This window comes from Flavobacterium sp. FlaQc-30 (genome assembly GCF_044005885.1).
Lineage (GTDB): Bacteria > Bacteroidota > Bacteroidia > Flavobacteriales > Flavobacteriaceae > Flavobacterium.
In genome coordinates this window covers 112,219-132,500 of the sequence record NZ_JBIPCO010000008.1, presented here as the reverse complement: position 1 = coordinate 132,500, position 20,282 = coordinate 112,219, and the positions used below count along the sequence as shown (strand labels likewise).

Genomic DNA, 20,282 nt, shown 5'->3' with positions numbered 1-20,282 from the left:
GTTTTCAAAACTGTCATTTTAGGTCGATTTCTATATTTGTTTCTATCAAATAATAACCAACATGACTAATCAAAAGCTAATGAATCAATTTTTACAAAAACATCTTTTGTTTACACGACAGAAAATACCTAAGGTATTTTTACAAGTTCATAAATTGTTATACTTTTCTCGACAAACCACAATAAATCAATTGTGATTTATAAAGAAAACAATTTAAGCGACATTGAACCAAACCTTACTAAAGTCAATTTTTACAGCTTTCGAATTAAAGCAGTTACAACTTTTACTTAACAAGGTTAAAAAACTAACTTAAATAATAGCTATCTGGAATAATGAAAAAATATTCCGGTAAAAAACCAAAACTATGAAAAGGACTCTATTTTTATTCTTACTGCTGACAACTTGCGTGATGTACGGGCAAGATGTTATTACAGTTAAAGGTGTTGTAACCGACTCCCAAAATATGCCTATGCCTGGGGCAACCGTTTCTGAAAAAGGAACTAAAAACAGCACAGTCACCTCTATGGATGGTGAATATCAAATTAAAGTAAAATCTAATGCTGTATTAGTATTTACTTTTATAGGAACCAAAACTACTGAAGAGCAGGTAAAAAACAGAACACTCATCAATACAAAACTTATTGATAATGCTAATAATCTTGACGAGGTTGTTGTAGTAGGATATGGAACAAAAACACGAAAAAACCTTACTGGTGCAATATCTTCTGTAAAAGGAACTGAAATAGCTAAAATTCCTGTGCAGGACGTAGCACAAGCAATGCAAGGTCGTATTGCCGGATTACAGGTAACTATGCCTGACGGAACTCCTGGTGCACAGCCTTCATTACGAATTAGAGGGGGAACTTCGATTACGCAGAGTAATGAACCGCTTTATGTAGTTGATGGTGTCGCACAAACTGGCGGTCTTGCTTTTTTAGATCCAATGGATATCGAATCTATTGATGTATTAAAAGATGCATCCTCTACCTCTATTTATGGTGCACAAGGTGCAAATGGAGTAATTTTGGTAACGACAAAAAAATCTGCCGGCGGAAAACTTAGATTAAGTTACGATACTTATGGCGGTATAAAAACAATTGCAAAAACATTACCGGTAATGAATCCGTACCAATACACACAATTGGTTTACGAAAGTGCGACAGATGACACTAGAATGCAAAAATACCTGAACACTTTTGGAACCTATGATGAAATGGAAGGTCTTTACAAAAACAGAGCAGGAATCAATTGGCAAGATGAAGTTTTTGGAAATGCTGTTGTAAATCAGTATCATAAAATAGGTATCAGCGGCGGCGAAAGTGATACAAAATACAATGCTTTTTATTCTGTTAATAATGATCAAGGAATTATGATTGGCAGTGAATCTTTAAAAAACATTGCAAAATTGCAGGTAACACAAGCGATAAGCAAAAAATTTACAGTTAATGCTATTGTCAATTATTCTAATCAAAAAATTACAGGATTATCTACAAATGATGGTGGAAATGCGAGATTAAGTATGCTGCAAACATTATTACAATATCGCCCTACTATTGGAAAAAGTGGTTCTGACGATGATCTTAAATATTTGCTGATTGATCCATTAGACAATCAAGCTTCACCAGCGTTTCAAAGTCCGCTTATCACTATTGACAGCCAAAAAAGAGAAACAGTAAATCGTTCTATCAACATGAACTTTCAACTTTCGTACTACCTTACACCAAAATTAGTTTACAGCGGTTTGGTAAGTTACACGGATAACAGCGTTAAAAGTAAGTACTTTAATGGTGCTGAAGGAATACAAGCTATTAGATCTGGCGGAGCAAACGGAGGTATTACACATAATCTTTCGACTCGTTTAAATTACAACAACGTATTAACCTACAATAATACATTTGCTAAAAAACATAAACTTAGCGTAACAGCCGGTCAAGAGTATATTTACAATTATTCTGAAGGAATTTCAGCAGCAGCGTCAGCATTCCCTAATGTAAATTTAGGATGGGATAAATTACAGCTTGGTACAATTGCCGCAATCCCTACTTCATTTGCTGAAGATGATAAATTATTATCATTTTTTGGAAAAGCTGATTATTCATTCAAAAGCAGATATTTACTATCAGCAAGTTTACGTGCAGATGGTTCTTCTAAATTTGGAACTGAAAATCAATGGGGAGTTTTCCCATCGGTTTCTGCTGCTTGGAGAGTTATCGAAGAAGATTTCATGAAAAACATTCCTGCATTTTCTGATTTAAAATTCCGTTTAAGTTATGGAGAAGCTGGAAATAACAGAATTGCAAATTATGCTGCTTTAGGTATTTTCAATTCAGGATCATATCCTTTAAACAATCAAGTAAATATTACTGCTTTTCAAAGTAATCTTCCAAACCCGTATTTAAAATGGGAATCTACTAAATCGACCAACATAGGTTTAGATTTAGGATTCTTTAAACAACGTATTTCTCTTACTACAGAATTGTATGAAAATCGTTCTAAAGATTTACTTTACAATACTCGTGTTCCTGCAAGTTCTGGATTTAAAAAACAATTTCAGAATATTGGAGCAACTTCAAACCGTGGTATAGAATTTACCTTGAATACGACTAATGTTAAAAATGAAAATTTTAACTGGAACACCACTTTTAATATTGCTTTTAATAAAACAAAAGTACTGGCTTTAAGTGAAGGCGAAACATCACTTATCACTAATAGCTATACAGACAAAAATGACTACATCCTAAAAGTCGGACAACCAGTTGGAGTAATGTATGGCTATGTAAACGATGGTTTATATCAAGTAAGTGATTTTGATTATAATGCAACTGCTGGTACTTATACTTTAAAAAGCGGTGTAGTAAGTGATAATCTTGCCGTACAGCCAGGTTACATTAAATTTAAAGACATCAGTGGTCCAAATGGTACTCCAGACGGTGTTATCAATGATCTTGACAGAACCGCAATAGGAGATGCAAACCCGAAATATACAGGAGGTTTAAACAATACTTTCAGTTATAAAGGGATTGATTTAAGTGTTTTCCTTGATTTTACTGTTGGTAACGATATTTACAATGCAAACGTGCTAAACAATTCAAGACTTAATTTAGACAATCTAAATACATTTGCCATGTTTGCTGATAGATGGACAACTATAAATGCTGCTGGACAACGTGTAACTGATCCTACGGAATTAGCGGCTTTAAATGTTGGTAAAACGAACCCTGCTTTTAATGGTAACACTACCGGACGTTTGTACAGCGATATTATTGAAGACGGTTCTTTTTTAAGAATCAACAATATCAGTTTAGGTTACACATTGCCTAAAGCTTGGCTGAAAAAATCGTATATCTCAAATTTGAGAGTTTATTTTACAGCTTATAATTTATATGTATTTACGAAATATTCAGGATTTGATCCAGAAGTCAGCGTACTTAATAATGCGATTACCAGAGGAGTAGATTTTAGTGCTTACCCAAGAAGTAAATCCTTTATCACTGGTTTAAATATTTCACTATAATTTAAAGATTAGAAAAAATGAAAAACAAAATATTTTCCTCTGGAGCAATTATAGCAGCGAGTGTATCTTTTCTTTTACTGCCGCTTAATTCATGTGAAAAAGAATTAGAAGTTACACCCTATTCTTATTTTACAACAGCCAATTTCTTTAAAACTTCAGACGAAGCCAATATGGCTGTATTAGGAGTTTATGAAGCAATGTCCTCTTTTGACAGTTATGGATGGAATATCTCTATACTTTTTGATACTGATACTGACATTCAACAAATCAATGGTTTAAGTGCCGATGACTGGCGTATGATTCCTCATTATCAAGGTATTTCGCAGACTAACGTTTTTTATGCCGTTTGGAGCAAATTATATGAAGGAATTGACAGAGCCAATGTTGCGATTGAAAGAATTCCGCAAATGACCTTGTACACAGAAGGAACACAGGCTCAAAAAGACCAATTAAACAAATTTATTGGTGAAGCTAAATTTTTACGCGGCTTTTACTACTCTGAGTTAGTGCGTTTATGGGGCGACGTTCCCTTTAAAACAAAAAGTTCACAGGCAGGAGATGATTTAAAAGGCGGTCTTGTAGATCGAAAAGAAATCTACACCCAGATTATCAAAGATATGCAAGAAGCTGCCCTCCTATTGCCGGAACAAATTCCTACAGATGAACGTGTAAACAAATGGGCTGCTAAAGCTATACTGGCAAGAGTTGCCTTATTTGCCGGCGGATATTCATTAGGTGCTGACGGTGTAATGAGTCGTCCTGCCAACTATAAAGATTTTTATAAACTGGCACAACAGCAAATCAACGAAGTAATGGCACAAAACCCGTATAAGTTGAATCCATCGTATTCAAAGGTTTTTAAAAACCAATGTCTGCACGTTTTAGAGCCTACTGAAAACATTTTTCAAGTTGCCTTTTACAATCCAGCAGGATATAGAGAAAACTCCTCTAACATTGGTAATTTTAATGGTGTAACAACTGCAAATGGTTTTTATTCTTCGACCAATTCAAGATGTGTTGTTCCAAAACCTTTTTACAACGGATTTAATGCTGCAGATCAAAGAAGAGATTTCTCAATTGCCATGTATACACTAAATGCCGCTGGAAATAAAGTACCACTTTTAACGACAAGACAAGACGAGAGCTGGACAGTTGGAAAATGGAGCCGTGAATTTCAAACCAATTCAATTCAAGAAAAAGCATACAGCCACATTAACTGGGTTATTATGCGCTATTCTGATTTGCTTTTAATGCGTGCCGAAGTAGAAAACGAATTAAATGAAGGTCCAAATGCCATTGCTTACGATGCCATTAATCAAGTTCGCAGAAGAGGTTTTGGTGCCGACGTACAAGGAAGCCGTATTGCTGTTGACTTAAAAACAAAAGGTACTGGATATAGTTCTGCAGCAAATGTAGTAATCCAAATTACAGGCGGCGGTGGTTCTGATGCATCAGCAGCTGTTGTAACTTTGGCAAGCGGTGCTGTCAACACAATTGCAATGCTTCGTACTGGAGACGGTTATACTTCTGTACCAACTGTTACAATTACAAGTGTCGACGGAAAAGGCTCAGGCGCAACGGCAACTGCTAGAATTTTGCCAAAACCAACCACAGCAGAGATGAATTTGCCAACAGGTCTTGACAAAACTAGTTTTCTAAAAGCTGTTCAGCAAGAAAGAGCTTGGGAACTTTCTTTTGAAGGAATGAGAAGAGCCGATTTGATTAGATGGGGAATTTTAGGAGATAAAATAACTGAAACTGCTAATGCTGTGAAACTTATTCGTTCCAACTATTTCTATCCTTCAGTAGGAAACTTTGTAGCAGGAAAACATGAACTTTATCCTTATCCTCAAAATGAAACCGACGTAAATAGGAATATTACACGACAAAATCCTAAATATTAAACGGTGGGTTCTTGAATATTTACAATTCATTTTCCCCTCGTAAAAAATATCTTTTTTTAACATTAATGCAGGACCTCGTTCTGCATTAATTGTTTCATCTGAGTTGAAAACGACTTTTTTTCATCTAATGTTACTTAAACATTCCTCTCAAATTTATCCTTCGAAGTTAAAATAAACACTTCAAGAGGATAATTAAAATTACAATTATGATAAACTTACATAATTCTGAACTGTCATCATCTTACGCAGTTGGAATCGATATTGGCGGTACTTCACTTAAATGCGGTCTAGTCAATGAAGAAGGCAAAATTCTACTGTCCTTTTTAGTTCCCTTACAGAATGCAGGCACCCAAGAAGAAATTATACAATTAATCGCAGATGCAATCACACAATGCACATTACAATTAAAAGAACCAATTCTCGGCGTGGGTATTGGTTTTCCGGGTCTTGTTGAAAATAACGTAATCATTGGCGGTGCAGATAATTTACCCGGTTTCGAAGAATTACCATTAGGTATTATTTTAAAAGAACTAACCGGTCATACTATCGTTATTGATAACGATGCCAATTTAATGGGACTTGGCGAATTAACCTATGGTGCGGCAAAAGATTGTTCTGATGCTGTTTTTCTAACAGTTGGCACAGGTATTGGCGGAGCCATTATGATTGACAAAAAACTTTACGGCGGTTTCAACAATCGCGGCGGTGAACTAGGTCATATCATAATACAGCAAAATGGCTTGTCCTGCACTTGCGGCGGACGCGGCTGTCTGGAAGCTTATGCATCTGTAACCGCTTTAATTGAGGATTATAAATCACAAAACCAATTTCCTTCTGAAGAAGTTGACGGCAGATATATTGTCGAAAAATACCTAATTGGCGAAGAATATGCCGTTCGCGCCATGGAACATCATTTTGATTCTTTAGCCGCAGGCATAGCTGGTTTTATAAACATCTGCAGTCCGCAAAAAGTAATTATTGGCGGCGGAATCAGTGAAGCGGGGACATTTTATATCGACGAATTAAGATACCGAGCAAAAACCTTGTCTATTCCAGCGGCCTCCATTCATACCCAGATTGTTGCTGCCAAATTAGGAAATCAGGCAGGTATATTGGGCTGTACTGCAAATGTTTTTCAGAAACTTAAAATGGAACACTATGAAACGAAATAATTTTCTGGTTGTTATGATTCTAGTTATTTGGTTCGTAATCTCTTTTGTAACCAATATTTTAGGTCCATTAATGCCTATCATCATTCAAACATACAAACTCAGCCTTACAATGGCGGCTTTTTTACCATTTTCGTTCTTTTTAGCTTATGGAATTATGTCTATTCCCGCAGGAATACTAATCGAAAAAATGGGAGAAAAAAAAGCAATGCTGCTCGCTTTTTCTTTAAATTTAATAGGTTCAGCAGCCTTTGCTCTAAATCCTCTTTACAGCACTGCGCTAGGCTCTTTATTTGTTATTGGATTAGGAATGGCAATGCTGCAAGTTATTATTAACCCACTTATGCGCACAGCAGGAGGCGAAGAAAACTTTGCTTTTTACTCCGTTATGGCACAGCTTACATTTGGATTAGCCTCATTTATCAGTCCGTTTGTTTTTACCTATCTCTTACATCAAAACAATGCTTTTCTAGACTTTATTTTTAACAATCTAGTTCAAAACGATTTAAACTGGACAATCTTATACTGGTTGTTTACTTTGATTTTTATCGTAATTATTCTAGTAGTAGCATTCCTGAAAATACCAATTGTAAAACTCAATGATGATGAAAAAACTGGAACTTCCCAAGTATATTTAGAATTACTGAAAAAACGCGAAATCTGGCTTTTCTTTTTAGGAATTATCGCCTATGTAGGAACAGAACAATCATTAGCCAACTGGATGTCTGAATTTTTAAGAAGCTATCATGGTCTTGATCCCGCTACTAAAGGTGCAAGTGCCGTTGCTTGGTTTTGGGGAGCCATGACTTTCGGTTGTTTACTTGGACTTGTCGTTTTAAAACTTTGGGATTCTAAACTAGTTTTAAAAACAGCCAGTATTTCCTCTATGATCGTCTTAATTGCCGCATTGTTTGGTGATTCAGAAATGGCAGTTGTGGCATTTATCACTTTAGGTTTTACTATTTCAGTTATGTTTTCAATTGTATTTTCACTGGCACTCAATTCTACACATAAACATCATGGTTCATTTTCAGGAATTCTGTGTTCTGGTATTTTTGGCGGCGCACTAGTGCCTTTAATTATTGGTACTCTTGGTGATTGCATCGGGCTTCGTTATGCTATGTTTTTTCTGTTTGTAACACTTGGCTATATTTTATTTTTAGCATACAGCGCAAAACCTATCATTAACAATAAAACCACCAAACTGAAGAATATTTTCAAAAGCGAACAAAACTAAAGGGCAAAATCAGTATGAAATACCGCACAGGCATTCATTTTTAATTAAAATTAATATCATTTTGTACAAAATCAAAACTATCTTAAATCAATGATCCCTAAATTCGTTTTGTACTTTCAAAGACTCTATGTTCTATAAAAAGACAGCTAGCTATTAAATAAACCTGACCATTATGTTATTAAAAAAAACAATAGTACTACTATCTCTAGCAGGCTTGATCGCCGCCTCATTTGCGAGTAAGGCTCAAACCAGCGATCGTCCTAATATTCTAATTATAATGACCGATCAGCAGACTGCTGATGCTATGAGTATTGCAGGAAATAAAGATTTACATACACCTGCAATGGATAAATTGGCACAAAACGGTGTGCGTTTTACTAGAGCCTATTGTGCGCAGCCTTTGTGTTCGCCATCTCGCAGTTCAATCATGAGCGGAAAAATGCCTTTTGAAAATGGTTTCATTGGAAATGCTCCTGAGAAAGACGGACAATGGCCGGAAGATTTGCTTATGATGGGCAAAATTTTCCAAAACGGAGGATATAAAACAGGTTACGTAGGAAAATGGCATTTGCCTGTACCAACTGCGAAGAAAAGCCAGCATGGTTTTGAATACATCGAAAACACCAATTTTCAAGATTATAATGATGCCGCAACCCCATCGTTCTGCGCACGCTTTATTAAAGAAAACAAAGACAAACCATTTTTGCTTGTCGCTTCTTTTTTAAATCCGCATGACATTTGTGAGTGGGCGCGCCATGAAGATCTAAAAATGGATGTTTTAGAACAAGCTCCACCCGCAGCACAATGTCCGCCCCTGCCTCTTAACTGGAAAATTCCAGATCACGAGCCTAAAATTGTACGTGAACAGCAAAAAGTAAATCCAGGAACCTATCCAAGCGTTAACTGGACAGAAGATCAATGGCGTCAATACCGCTGGGCGTATAACCGCTTGGTAGAAAAAGTAGATGTTTACATCGAAATGGTTCTAGCTTCATTAAAAAAATACAATATCGAAAAAAACACCATCATCGTTTTTACCGCCGATCATGGTGACGGTTATGCAGGCCACAGCTGGAATCAAAAACAAATATTATACGAAGAATCAGCAAAAGTACCTTTTATCATTTCGAAAATAGGCCAATGGTCACCACGAACTGACGAAATGCTGGTTTGTAACGGAATTGATATTATCCCAACCATCTGTGGATTTACCGGAGTACAAAAACCCAATTATTTAAAAGGAATCGATCTTAGCAAAAAAATAGCCAATCCAGCGCAAAACCTACGCGATACATTGGTTATTGAAACCGATTTTGCCGATAACGAAGATCTTTTAGGAATTAGCGGACGCGCTGTAATTTCTAAAGATTTTAAGTATATCGTTTACAACAAAGGCGATTTAAAAGAACAACTATTCAATCTAACCACTGATCCAGGAGAAATTACAAATCTAGCCGTTAATTCAGCCTATAAAAAACAGCTGAATGAAATGCGCCGTTATTTAAAACAATGGTGCAAAGAAAACGGAGATACTTTTCAATCTGGGTTATAAACCAAAAACAAGATTATGTTGCACAAAAAAACATTTATGTTATTGCTATTTGTAATAACATTTCAAATATATGGTCAACAGCCGGCAACGATTCAGCTAAAAGCCGAAAAACTACATAGCAGACTTAGAGAATGGCCTTATCCTGCAAACGGAGTAACCATTAATACCAATGCTCCAGCTTTGCTTTGGCCGGGAACAAATGGCGAAAAGAACATTGTATTATCCGGAGATATTGGAGACGATTTCACCATCGATCCAAAAATTCACCACGTGGTTTACAAAGTAATGCTCGCTTCTGATCCTGATTTTAAGCAAAACTTGATCACAAGCGAAGAGCAAGAATGGGCAATGTATCCGCTTCATCAGCCTTTGAAATCTGGAAAATGGTATTGGAAATATGCCTATCGCCAGAAAAGCTCACAAAACTGGGTTTGGTCGCCTGTATACGATTTTATCGTTAATCCAACAGCTGTAAACAATCTAGTTTCACCATCAGCCGCTACTGTTTTACAGCGTGTTAGCGGACAACATCCGAGGCTTTGGAATATGAACAAAATAGGCAGCGATTTTTACTTAAAAAACCTATCAAATCCTGAAGCTAAAAAATTTATCGCTTACGCTGAAAAATTAATGCTGGAGCCGCTTCCCGAAGAAAAACCAAGACGTTACATCGACACAACCGGTAAATCTGAACTTCAGAAAAAAATCAATATTGAGGCCATGTACCACGGTTTTGGAGATATGGTAGGCAATCCTGTACGTAATCTTTGTATTGCATATCAGCTTACAAAAGACAAAAGATTTATTTTGGATGCCAAACGCAGAGCGTTGAATATTGCTCACATGAATCCAGATGGTTTAGCTACTCGTGATGATTTTACAGGAGGTGCAGTGTTAGAAGCCGTTGGATGGTTTTACGATGCTGGATTTGATTTTCTGACTCCCGAAGAAAAAGTATTTTTAAAATCTGTTATCAAATTAAGAGGTGACCGAATTTATCGCCATCTTCCAAACCGCTTCGAAATCAATATAAACGACAATCACGTTTGGCAGATTACGTTACGAAATCTCGCAATTGGTGCTGTCGCAGCCGTTGATGAGCTTCCTGAAGCCAACAAATGGCTGACTTATATTTATGAGGTCTGGTCTGCCCGATACCCTATTTTAAGCAATAATGACGGTGGCTGGCACGAAGGAAGCGGTTATTTTAAAGTAAACTTCAGGTCTTTTCTTTATTTATCGCAATTATTAGGTGATTTGAGCGGTGTAGATTATTTTCAATTGCCTTGGATGCAAAACGTTCCTTATTTCTTACTTTACACACATCCATCGGCGGCATCTTGCATGGCTATGGGCGATATGTGGGAAAAAGAACCAAACATTGCTAATGTAGATGCTTTATTTACCGATGCTCTTTCATACAGAATAAACAATCCTTATTTGAATACTTACGTAGCCAATATTAAAAGGGATTACCCAAAGCATTTTAAAGGAACAGATGACTTCTTGCTTTATCGCTTATTAAATTACAAAGCAGAACGAAACCTGCCTGAATCACCCTTTAGCGAACTGCCAAAATCACGTTGGTTCAAAGATATGGGGATGACTGCTATGCATGAAAATTTATCTGATACTTCTAAAAATTTAAGCAGTTATTTCTTTAGCTGCCCAATAGGTTCTTCTGGTCACGGTCATGCTTCACAAAATGCATTTACTATTAACTATAAGGGCAAAACAATATTTGGAGGTACTGGCTATTACAGCAATTTTAGTGATCGTCATAACCTTTTAGATTATCGTACTTCTCGAGCTTACTCAACTATTTTAGCGGATAGTTTGGGACAGAAAATTGGCGAAGACGGATATGGCTGGACACCTCGTTTTATTACCGGAAAACACATTCAATATGTGTTAGGTGACGCCACAAAAGCTTACGGTCCTATTACAAATGAATTTTGGCTGGATCGTTTTCAAAAAATTAATGTCGTGCCAAATGAAGCCAATGGATATGGAGAGCGAAATATTACTCTTTATCGTAGACATTATCTACAGTTAGAAGAAGGTTATGTTGTGATTTATGACGAACTCGAAGCTGAAAAACCTGTAAAATGGACAACACAATTTCAAGTGCCCTATTACACAATCGAATCAAAAGAAACAACCAACAATAAACAGCAGAATTTTACCGTAAAAACAGATGTAGGTTTAGTCAATACAAGTGTTTTTGCTAATACTGATCTTAAAATGCAAGTACATGATAAATTTGCCGAAGCAGCCGTAAACTGGAACAAAGTAACTGGCCCAGACGGAAAAGTTTTCGAATACAAAAATCAGTGGCATGCAGGAATAACTTCAACGCCAAGTAAAAAAATGCGCTTTCTAACCGTCATTAAAATCGATGGTAAAACAGCAGAAATCATAAAACCTGTCGCGTTGCAAAACGGAAACATTCAACTGAATTTTGGCAACTGGGAGTTATCTGCACAATTAAATAGTGATCAAGCTCCAATGTTAAACATTAAAAATGAAAAATTAAATGCAGCCTTTAATTACGGTGCTTCTTCTATTAAACTAGGAAAAAAAACGTATCAGCATCAAACCAGCGGAAGCTCAATGCTTGTTGAAACAATCAATAACAAACCAACACGACAAGAAGTAATCGACGAATTACCAGATGTCGCAAAATATGATTCTAAAACTAAGTAATGATTACCATGATAAAAAAAATAAGTTTTGCGATCTTACTAATTTTAGGTGGTAGATTATCTGCGCAGCAATCTGCAGAAATTAAACTCACTGCCGAAAAATTGCATTCGAGAGTGCGCGAATGGCCGTATCCTGTAAACGGAATTACGGTGCCGACAAATGCTCCTGCCCTGCTTTGGCCGGGAACAAACGGCAAAGAAATGGTAAAACCAATGGAAAGCGGCAGCGCAATTCCCGAAGATCCTAATATTGGCAACGTGCGTTACAAAGTGATGCTGGCAAGTGATAAAAACTTTACAAAAGATTTAATTGCCAGTAACGAACAACGTTGGGCGGTTTATCCTTTGCATCAGGCTTTAAAATCTGGAAAATGGTATTGGAAATATGGGTACGCCCTAAAAAACAGTAATCAATGGACATGGTCTCCAACTTATGATTTCGTTATTGATTCAAAATATGCAAACCAAAAAGTTTCTCCGCCTGTAAACGAAGTTTTAAAAAGAAATGAAGGAGCACATCCACTTTTGTGGGATATGCGCACAATTGGCGAGGATTTTTACAAAAACAATCTTGATAATCCTGAGGCTAAAAAGTTTATCGCTTACGCGGAAAAATTAATGCTTGCTCCTCTCCCAACAGAGAAACCGCAACGTGTAATTGATACAACCGGCAAAAATCCGTTAGAAAAAAAGATAATTATCGAGAGAATGTATCATGGTTTTGGAGATGCCGTTGGTACTCCTGTTCGTAATTTATGTATTGCTTATCAGCTTACTAAAGACAAACGTTTCATTTTAGATGCCAAACGCAGAGCCATAAATATTGCCAATATGAATCCTGACGGACTTGCAACTGGCGATGATTTTACAAGCGGTGCAGTACTTGAAGCTTTAGGCTGGTTTTACGATGCAGGATATGATTTTTTATCATTAGATGAAAAAGAACTTTTTAAAAACATTATTAAATTTAGATCTAAAAGAGTTTACGATCATCTTCCAAATCGTTTTGAGTTGCACGTAAGTGACAATCACGTTTGGCAGATTACGATGCGAAATCTTGCTATTGCAACCGTTTCGGTAATAAACGATGTGCCCGAAGCAAAAGAATGGCTTACTTATTTGTATGAAGTATGGTCGGCACGTTTTCCAGTTCTTGGCACAACAGACGGCGGCTGGCACGAAGGAAACGGTTATTTTAGAGTCAACTTTAAATCGATAATTTATCTTTCTCAAATGTTTGGCGATTTTAGCGGAGTCGATTATTTCAAATTGCCGTGGATGCAGAATCTGCCTTATTATATGCTTTATACACATCCTAATAAATCGGCAAGTACTGCAATTGGCGACATGTGGGAGAATATTCCTTACATTGTTAAAGGCGAAGCTTGGTTTGCAGATGCGCTGACTTATAAAATTGATAATCCTTATTTAAACTGGTATGTTGACGGAATAAAAAAAGAATGTCCGTCTTATTATCACGGCACAGATGATTTCCTGCTTTTCCGTCTTTTAAATTTTAAACCAAACCGAAAATTACCTGTTTCATCTCCTTCAGATTTGCCTAAAACACGCAAATTTGGAGATATCGGAGTTGTTGCTATGCATGAAGATTTAGCCAACGCCGACAAATCTTTGAGCAGTTATTTATTCAGCAGTCCCTTTGGTTCTTCGGGACATGGGCATACTTCGCAAAACGCATTTACCATTAACTATAAAGGAAAAGTAATCTTCGGAGGAACTGGCTATTACAGCAATTTCAGCGACAAGCACAATCTTTTGCATTATAGATCTACAAAAGCATACAACACTATTTTGGCTGACAGTTTAAACCAAAAAATTGGCGAAGAAGGTTACGGATGGATTCCGAGAGCGATCTCAGGAAAACGTATTCAGTATGCTTTAGGAGATGCAAGCAATGCTTATGGCGAAATTAAAAGCGAATTCTGGCTCAACAGATTCGAACAAATTAAAGTTGTACCTAGCAAAGAAAACGGTTACGGAGAATCTGGTGTAACCTTATACAGAAGACATATGCTGCAATTAGAAGGCGGATATATTGTTTTGTACGACGAACTAGAAGCCAAAAATCCAGTTAAATGGACGACACAATTTCATTGCCCATATTATACTATTGAAGGTCAGAATGCAGAAAAATCGAATCAGCAGCAATTTGTTGTAAAAACAGACTTAGGAAATGTTACTGCTAATGTTTATGCCGAAAGTCCGTTAAAAATGGCTGTACACAATCAGTTTTTTGAAGCGGCAGTAAACTGGAATAAAGTTACCGATGATGAAGGTAAAATTAAAGATTTTAAAAACCAATGGCATGCTGGAATTACCTCTGAACCTAAACAAAAATTTAGATTCTTAACGATCATTCAAATCAAAGAAGGTAAAACAGAAGTCATTAAAACAGTATCAAACGTTAATAAATTAAAGCATTTACAAGTTGGAGATTGGGAAATTTTAGCACAGTTAGACGGCAAGAAAACAGCGGCTTTACAAGTAATTGGCAAATCAGCAAAATCAGCATTTAGTTTTGGCAATCAATCTCTAGAGTTTGAAGGAAAAAAATATGCACCAAAAATTGCAGGAAGTTCAGTATTACTAGAAATTTACAATTCTAAAGTAAACAAACAAGAAGTTGTTGACGAATTGCCAGATGCGGCTAAATACGATAAAAATTAAAAGAATAATGTGTTTTCTTTTTGTTTAAATTAGAGCTTACGTTCTTTTAAACAAGAAGCCAAACCAAACAATAAATTATAATTCAAACCTTTATGAAGAAAACGATTCTCCTTTTTACGTTTTTCTACATAACTCTTTTCTCCGTGAAAAGTTATGCGCAGGTACAAGATCGCTATTTCCGAACTATTTCGGTAGATAAAGGCTTGTCGCAAAGTTCTGTTTTTGCTATTCAGCAAGATACTTTAGGTTTTATCTGGATAGGAACGCAAGACGGATTAAATCGTTATGACAGTAAAGGTTTTAAAGTGTATCGCCCTTTAAAAAACGCTAAAAATAGTTTACAGTCTTATTTCATTCGAAGTTTGTTTACAGATCATAAAGGGCGCTTATGGATAGGCGGAAATCAAGGTTTAAGTGTTTATAATTATGATACTGATAACTTTACCAATTACCAGTTTCCAAAAAGTTTAGGCGAATGGTATATTTCGTCAATAACAGAAGACAGTGAACATCGTATTTGGGCAGCATCAATTACAGGAGAGATTTTTGTTCTTTCGCCAAAAGACGGAAAATTTACCAATATTAAATTTAAAGCTTCTTCTCACGAAATAAAAGAGATTGCTTACATCGGTTTTTGGCAGCAGCAGCTTCTTATAGGCACCGATGTTGGTCTTTTTCAATTAAATCCAAAAACACATCAATTAAAAAAACTGAATTTAGGAACTAACAAACCTTACATCAATAGTGTTTTTGTAGATAACAAGAACTTATGGATTGCAACTGAAGGTTACGGAGTGATTTTGTATAATGGTCAAAACCGCCAGACTTCTAGTCTTACACACAGTTCATCATCAAATAGTATTGCTGATAATAATATTCGCTGTGTGGGTAAAGATACAGAGGGCAATATCTGGTTTGGCACTTTTAGAGGTCTTTCTATTTATAATCCAGCTGCCAGTTCTTTTACAAATTATTATCATCAAATTTCACAACCTTACACCATTGCTCAAAATTCGGTACGCTGCTTTTTGAAGGATAAACAAAACGGAATCTGGCTTGGAACCTACTATGGCGGTATCAATTACTATCATAAAAACGATATTAAGTTTAATATTTTAAGTCAAAACTCGGCTAAACCATCTTTAAACGATGAAGTTATTGGCGTAATTAAACAAGATGCTAAAGGAAATTTCTGGGTAGGAACTAATGACAAAGGAATAAACTATTGGAACAAAAACGCTGGCACAATCAGTTATTACTCAAATAGCGAAAACAATCCAAACAGTATTAGTTCTAACAATATTAAAGCCATTGCTTTTGATGATAATGGTAATGTACTTGTTGGTACTCATAACGGCGGAATGAATCTTCTTAATCCAAAATCTGGAACAGCAGAGCGATTTCGTCATGACGAAAAAAATCCTAACAGTATTGCAGGAGATTTAGTCTACGCTTTGCTCAAAGATTCTAAAGGTCGTATTTGGGTGGGTACCAGAACTGGTTTAGATCAGTTTCATCCTGAGACCAAAACTTTTACTCACATTCATTTAGACAAAGCTGGAAAACGTTTAACATCAGACGCTGTTACTTTTTTGTTTGAAGACAGTAAAAATCGCATTTGGATAGGAACTACAAACGGAGTTACACTCTTTTATCCTGATACGCTTTTGTTTGGAAATGTTGGGCATGGAAAACTAAGCGAAGATATTATCAATTGTGTAACCGAAGATCAAAAACACCGAATTTGGATTGGCACTAGAGAAGGCTTGCGTTTGTATGACGAAAACCAAGAATCTTTTATAAGCTTCAAAGCTCGAAAAGACTTTTTTGAAGAAACCATTTACGGCATTGTTCCTGATAATGATGGTAATTTATGGATTTCTACCAATCATGGTCTAATTAAATTTAATCCAGACAGCCGTACGGTTCAAAATTTTGACGAAAGTGACGGTTTGCAAAACAAACAGTTTAACGAATATTCGTTTTGTAAAGCACAAGATGGTATGTTACTTTTTGGCGGTATCAAAGGTATTTCGTACTTCTATCCTGCTATGATTAAACAAAAACCGCTGCCTTTAAAACTAAGTTTTACAACACTCGAGGTTTTAAACAAAACGGTTGCGGTAAACGATGAAACCAATATTTTAGAACAACATATCGATCAGGTAAAAGAACTCGAAATTGGCTCAGAATACAAGCAGTTCAGTATCTTTTTCAACACCTTCAACTATATTTCTTCTAATAGAACGTATTACTATTATAAACTCGACGGCATCGATAAAGACTGGCAGCGTACAGATCAGTTAAAAGTGAGCTACAGCAATTTACCCGCAGGAAAATACAACTTTCAAATCAAAGCCGTAGGTCCAAATGGCGAAATGAGCGCGGTAAGAAGTCTAACAATTGATATTCTTGCGCCTTGGTATAAAACGCTTTGGTTTTCGCTGTTGTTATTAACGATTATTGGTATTGCTGTTTACATTGGTTTTAAAATTATTAAAGAAAGAATTCAAGCCGAACAACAGTTAAAATTAGAACGAATTGACAAAGAAAGAGTAAGTTATATCAACCAAGTAAAAATGGATTTCTTTACTAATGTTTCGCATGAATTAAGAACGCCATTAACATTGATTCTGGCTCCTTTAGAGGAATTATTAAAGACCCCGTTTGCGGACAAAATATCTAAGAAGAAACACGAACTAATGTTTATAAATGCAAAAAGATTGTACAACTTAGTCGATCAGCTTTTTGAGTTTAGAAAAACCGAAATGGGAACGCGACAGCTTAAAGTGGGTAAAGGTGATATTGTTCGTTTTACACGTGAAATTTACGAGTCGTTTAAACCGCTTTCAGAAAAAAACGATATTCATTTTACCTTTCACACAGAGGAAGAACAGCTTTTATTTTATTTTGATAAAGATGCTATGGAAAAGATTTTATTCAATCTTTTATCCAATGCTTTCAAATACACCAAAACGGGTCAAAGCATTACGCTGGAATTAGTAAAGAAAAATGAAACTGTAGAAATAAAAGTCGCTGACACGGGGGTTGGAATTAGTGAAGACGATTTATCAAAAGTATTCGATCGCTTTTATCAGGTAAACAATCGTGAAATGAATTTGGGCTCTGGTGTTGGTTTGGCTTTTACAAAACGCTTAGTCGAACTGCATCACGGAGAAATTTCTGCCGAAAGTACTAAAGAAGTTGGAAGTGTTTTTAAAGTAACAATTCCTCTTTCTGATCAAGCTTATAAAAACGATCAGCATATCGAGGATTCTTTATATGAATTAGATATCGTTACTGATAATGAACTTGATAACGAAAACACTCTTGAAGAAGAAAACGAATTAGCAGAAAGAGATCAGCCAATAAAACTGCTTTTAGTTGATGACAATAAAGAGATTATAGATTATCTGCAGGATTACTTTGGTAAAATTTATGATGTAACAGCCGCTTACAATGGTCAAATGGCTTTAGAACTTCTAGAAATTCACCAATTTGATATTATCATCAGCGATGTAATGATGCCAGAACTTGACGGATTGCATTTTTGCAAACGTGTTAAACAAAACATCAATACTTCACATATTCCATTAGTGCTTTTAACCGCCAGAACCGAAACGAGCCAGCAGTTAAAAGGAATAGAAATGGGCGCTGATGATTATATTACAAAACCTTTTTCGACTCCAATATTGGCAGCGAAAATTACAAATCTGCTGCGCTCGCGTAAACGTTTAAAGGAATATTATGCTGTAGGGAAAGAAATGGTTCCCGAAAACATTGCTTTTAACACGCTTGACGAAGATTTCCTTAAACAAGCCATACAAATTGTCGAAGATCATTTGGCCGATTCTGAGTTTTCAGTAGATCATTTCAGCCGACAAATTGGTATGAGCCGTTCTAATCTTTATTTAAAACTCAAAGCTATTACAGGCGAATCGGCAATGGATTTTATAAAAAGAATCCGATTTAAAAAAGCAGTAGAATTAATGCAGAGTAAGCGATACACAATTGCACAAATTACCTATATGTGCGGTTTTAACTCTCCGTCTTATTTTTCAACCGCTTTCAAGCAGCATTATGGCTGTATGCCGAGTGAATATTTAGCCAAATTAGAGCAGCCAAAAGAATAACTAAACAACAATACAAACTAACTAATGCAGACAAAAAGCCTCTTTTATAACCCTCCGCCTGTTTAATTAAACAGCTGCAAAAACAAAGTCCTTATACAAAGGCAAACTCAATAATTTCGAAAATTACAGACTCGGCAAAATGATTTCATTTCTGATCGACAAGCTCATTTCATGCCTTTTTTAATCAAACAATAACTTTAAATGAAACAACATAACAAACTATTAATTAAAATTTTATGAAAATTATAAAATACATTTTTCTACTTACTTTTATTTTACCCTTTACTTCTATTGGGCAGACAAAAGCAAGTATTACTATTAAAAACAATTTGACTGTAGATCAAACAGAAACTGTGGTTTCTGTAAAATGGAAAGACATACTTTCCTCCTATCCGCAAATCGACACGACAAACTTTATTGTAATTAATACGAGTACAAAAAAGCAGGTTCCTTTTCAATTGGAACATAAAGGTTCTGCTGCTGTTCAAAATTTATTATTGCAGGTAAATGTTAAAGCAAAATCAGCATTAAACCTTTCTATTCAAAAAGGAAAACCCGAGATTTTTGCAGCAAAAACATATGCGCGCTACGTTCCTGAACGCAAAGATGATTTTGCTTGGGAAAATGATAAAATTGCGTTTCGTGCTTACGGGAAAGCTTTAGAAAAAACAGAAGGTGATGCTTACGGTTTTGATGTTTGGGTAAAACAAACAAATAAATTAGTATTAAACGACCGCTACAAACGCGATGATTACCATATCGACCATGGCGACGGCTTAGATTATTATCACGTAGGTTTTACCTTGGGCGCCGGAAATATGGCTCCGTTTATTAAAGACACTATTCGTTACTCAGGCAATTATCACCAATGGAAAGTTTTAGATAATGGCCCTTTACGTTCCACTTTTCAACTAAAATATGACGAATGGAACGCTGGGGGCATAAAAATGAGTGCCGTAAAAACTATTTCGCTTGATGCGGGCTCGCAGCTTAACCGAATCGAAAATATCTACACCTTCAATGACAACAAACCGATCCCTGTTGTCGTGGGAATCATAAAAAGAGAAAAGACAGGTGTTATTTCTTTAAATGAACAACAAGGTATTATGGGATATTGGGAACCTACTTTCGAAAAAGACGGCACAACCGCTGTAGGTTCTATTGTAACTACTCCAGTAACTTCTATGTGGAGTAACAAAGAACAAATACTAACACAAACAACGGTCAAAAACAACGAACCAATTGTGTATTACACCGGTGCGGCGTGGGATAAAGCAGGTAAAATCACTACTGCAAAACAATGGTTTGATTACTTGAATGCTTTTTATCAAAAAGTAAACAACCCGTTGATTGTAACGGTAAAAAAGAACTAAAACAGAA

At 36.0% G+C, this 20,282-nt stretch carries 9 protein-coding genes; all 9 read left to right on the top strand.

Features of this window, described 5'->3' with window-relative positions:
- Positions 1-364: 364 nt before the first annotated feature.
- The 9 genes from ACHRV0_RS17495 to ACHRV0_RS17455 all read left to right on the top strand — a co-directional run bounded on the left by ACHRV0_RS17495 (position 365) and on the right by ACHRV0_RS17455 (position 20,275).
- Positions 365-3,514 (top strand): TonB-dependent receptor, encoded by a 3,150-nt coding sequence (locus ACHRV0_RS17495; protein ID WP_164974997.1) that lies wholly within the window; start codon positions 365-367, stop codon positions 3,512-3,514.
- 17 nt (positions 3,515-3,531) lie between these two features.
- Positions 3,532-5,418: a RagB/SusD family nutrient uptake outer membrane protein gene (locus ACHRV0_RS17490; protein ID WP_395441805.1), complete on the top strand. Its 1,887-nt coding sequence runs from the start codon at positions 3,532-3,534 to the stop codon at positions 5,416-5,418.
- Between the two features lie 206 nt (positions 5,419-5,624).
- Positions 5,625-6,590 carry an ROK family protein gene (locus ACHRV0_RS17485; protein ID WP_395441804.1) on the top strand — a complete coding sequence of 322 codons (966 nt, stop codon included), beginning with the start codon at positions 5,625-5,627 and terminating at the stop codon, positions 6,588-6,590.
- Positions 6,577-7,824: an MFS transporter gene (locus tag ACHRV0_RS17480; protein ID WP_129023019.1), complete on the top strand. Its 1,248-nt coding sequence runs from the start codon at positions 6,577-6,579 to the stop codon at positions 7,822-7,824. Before ACHRV0_RS17485 ends, ACHRV0_RS17480 begins: the two co-directional genes overlap by 14 nt.
- Before the next feature lie 172 nt (positions 7,825-7,996).
- On the top strand, positions 7,997-9,376 hold the full coding sequence (locus ACHRV0_RS17475; protein ID WP_395441803.1) for a sulfatase: 1,380 nt from the start codon (positions 7,997-7,999) through the stop codon (positions 9,374-9,376).
- 36 nt (positions 9,377-9,412) lie between these two features.
- Positions 9,413-12,082: a DUF4962 domain-containing protein gene (locus ACHRV0_RS17470; RefSeq protein WP_395441802.1), complete on the top strand. Its 2,670-nt coding sequence runs from the start codon at positions 9,413-9,415 to the stop codon at positions 12,080-12,082.
- An 8-nt stretch (positions 12,083-12,090) separates the two neighbouring features.
- The gene (locus tag ACHRV0_RS17465; protein WP_395441801.1) at positions 12,091-14,769 is read left to right on the top strand and encodes a DUF4962 domain-containing protein; all 2,679 of its coding nucleotides are present in this window, start codon (positions 12,091-12,093) and stop codon (positions 14,767-14,769) included.
- Positions 14,770-14,861: 92 nt separating this feature from the next.
- Positions 14,862-18,902, top strand: a complete 4,041-nt coding sequence (locus tag ACHRV0_RS17460) for a two-component regulator propeller domain-containing protein (protein ID WP_395441800.1) — start codon at positions 14,862-14,864, stop codon at positions 18,900-18,902.
- A gap of 236 nt (positions 18,903-19,138) precedes the next feature.
- On the top strand, positions 19,139-20,275 hold the full coding sequence (locus ACHRV0_RS17455; RefSeq protein WP_395441799.1) for a DUF4861 family protein: 1,137 nt from the start codon (positions 19,139-19,141) through the stop codon (positions 20,273-20,275).
- Positions 20,276-20,282: the final 7 nt, after the last annotated feature.

Coding starts and splice junctions, on each gene's coding strand:
- ACHRV0_RS17460 (WP_395441800.1), top strand. CDS start 14,862: ATGAAGAAAACGATTCTCCTTTTTACGTTTTTCTACATAACTCTTTTC.
- ACHRV0_RS17495 (WP_164974997.1), top strand. CDS start 365: ATGAAAAGGACTCTATTTTTATTCTTACTGCTGACAACTTGCGTGATG.
- ACHRV0_RS17485 (WP_395441804.1), top strand. CDS start 5,625: ATGATAAACTTACATAATTCTGAACTGTCATCATCTTACGCAGTTGGA.
- ACHRV0_RS17480 (WP_129023019.1), top strand. CDS start 6,577: ATGAAACGAAATAATTTTCTGGTTGTTATGATTCTAGTTATTTGGTTC.
- ACHRV0_RS17475 (WP_395441803.1), top strand. CDS start 7,997: ATGTTATTAAAAAAAACAATAGTACTACTATCTCTAGCAGGCTTGATC.
- ACHRV0_RS17455 (WP_395441799.1), top strand. CDS start 19,139: ATGAAAATTATAAAATACATTTTTCTACTTACTTTTATTTTACCCTTT.
- ACHRV0_RS17490 (WP_395441805.1), top strand. CDS start 3,532: ATGAAAAACAAAATATTTTCCTCTGGAGCAATTATAGCAGCGAGTGTA.
- ACHRV0_RS17470 (WP_395441802.1), top strand. CDS start 9,413: ATGTTATTGCTATTTGTAATAACATTTCAAATATATGGTCAACAGCCG.
- ACHRV0_RS17465 (WP_395441801.1), top strand. CDS start 12,091: ATGATAAAAAAAATAAGTTTTGCGATCTTACTAATTTTAGGTGGTAGA.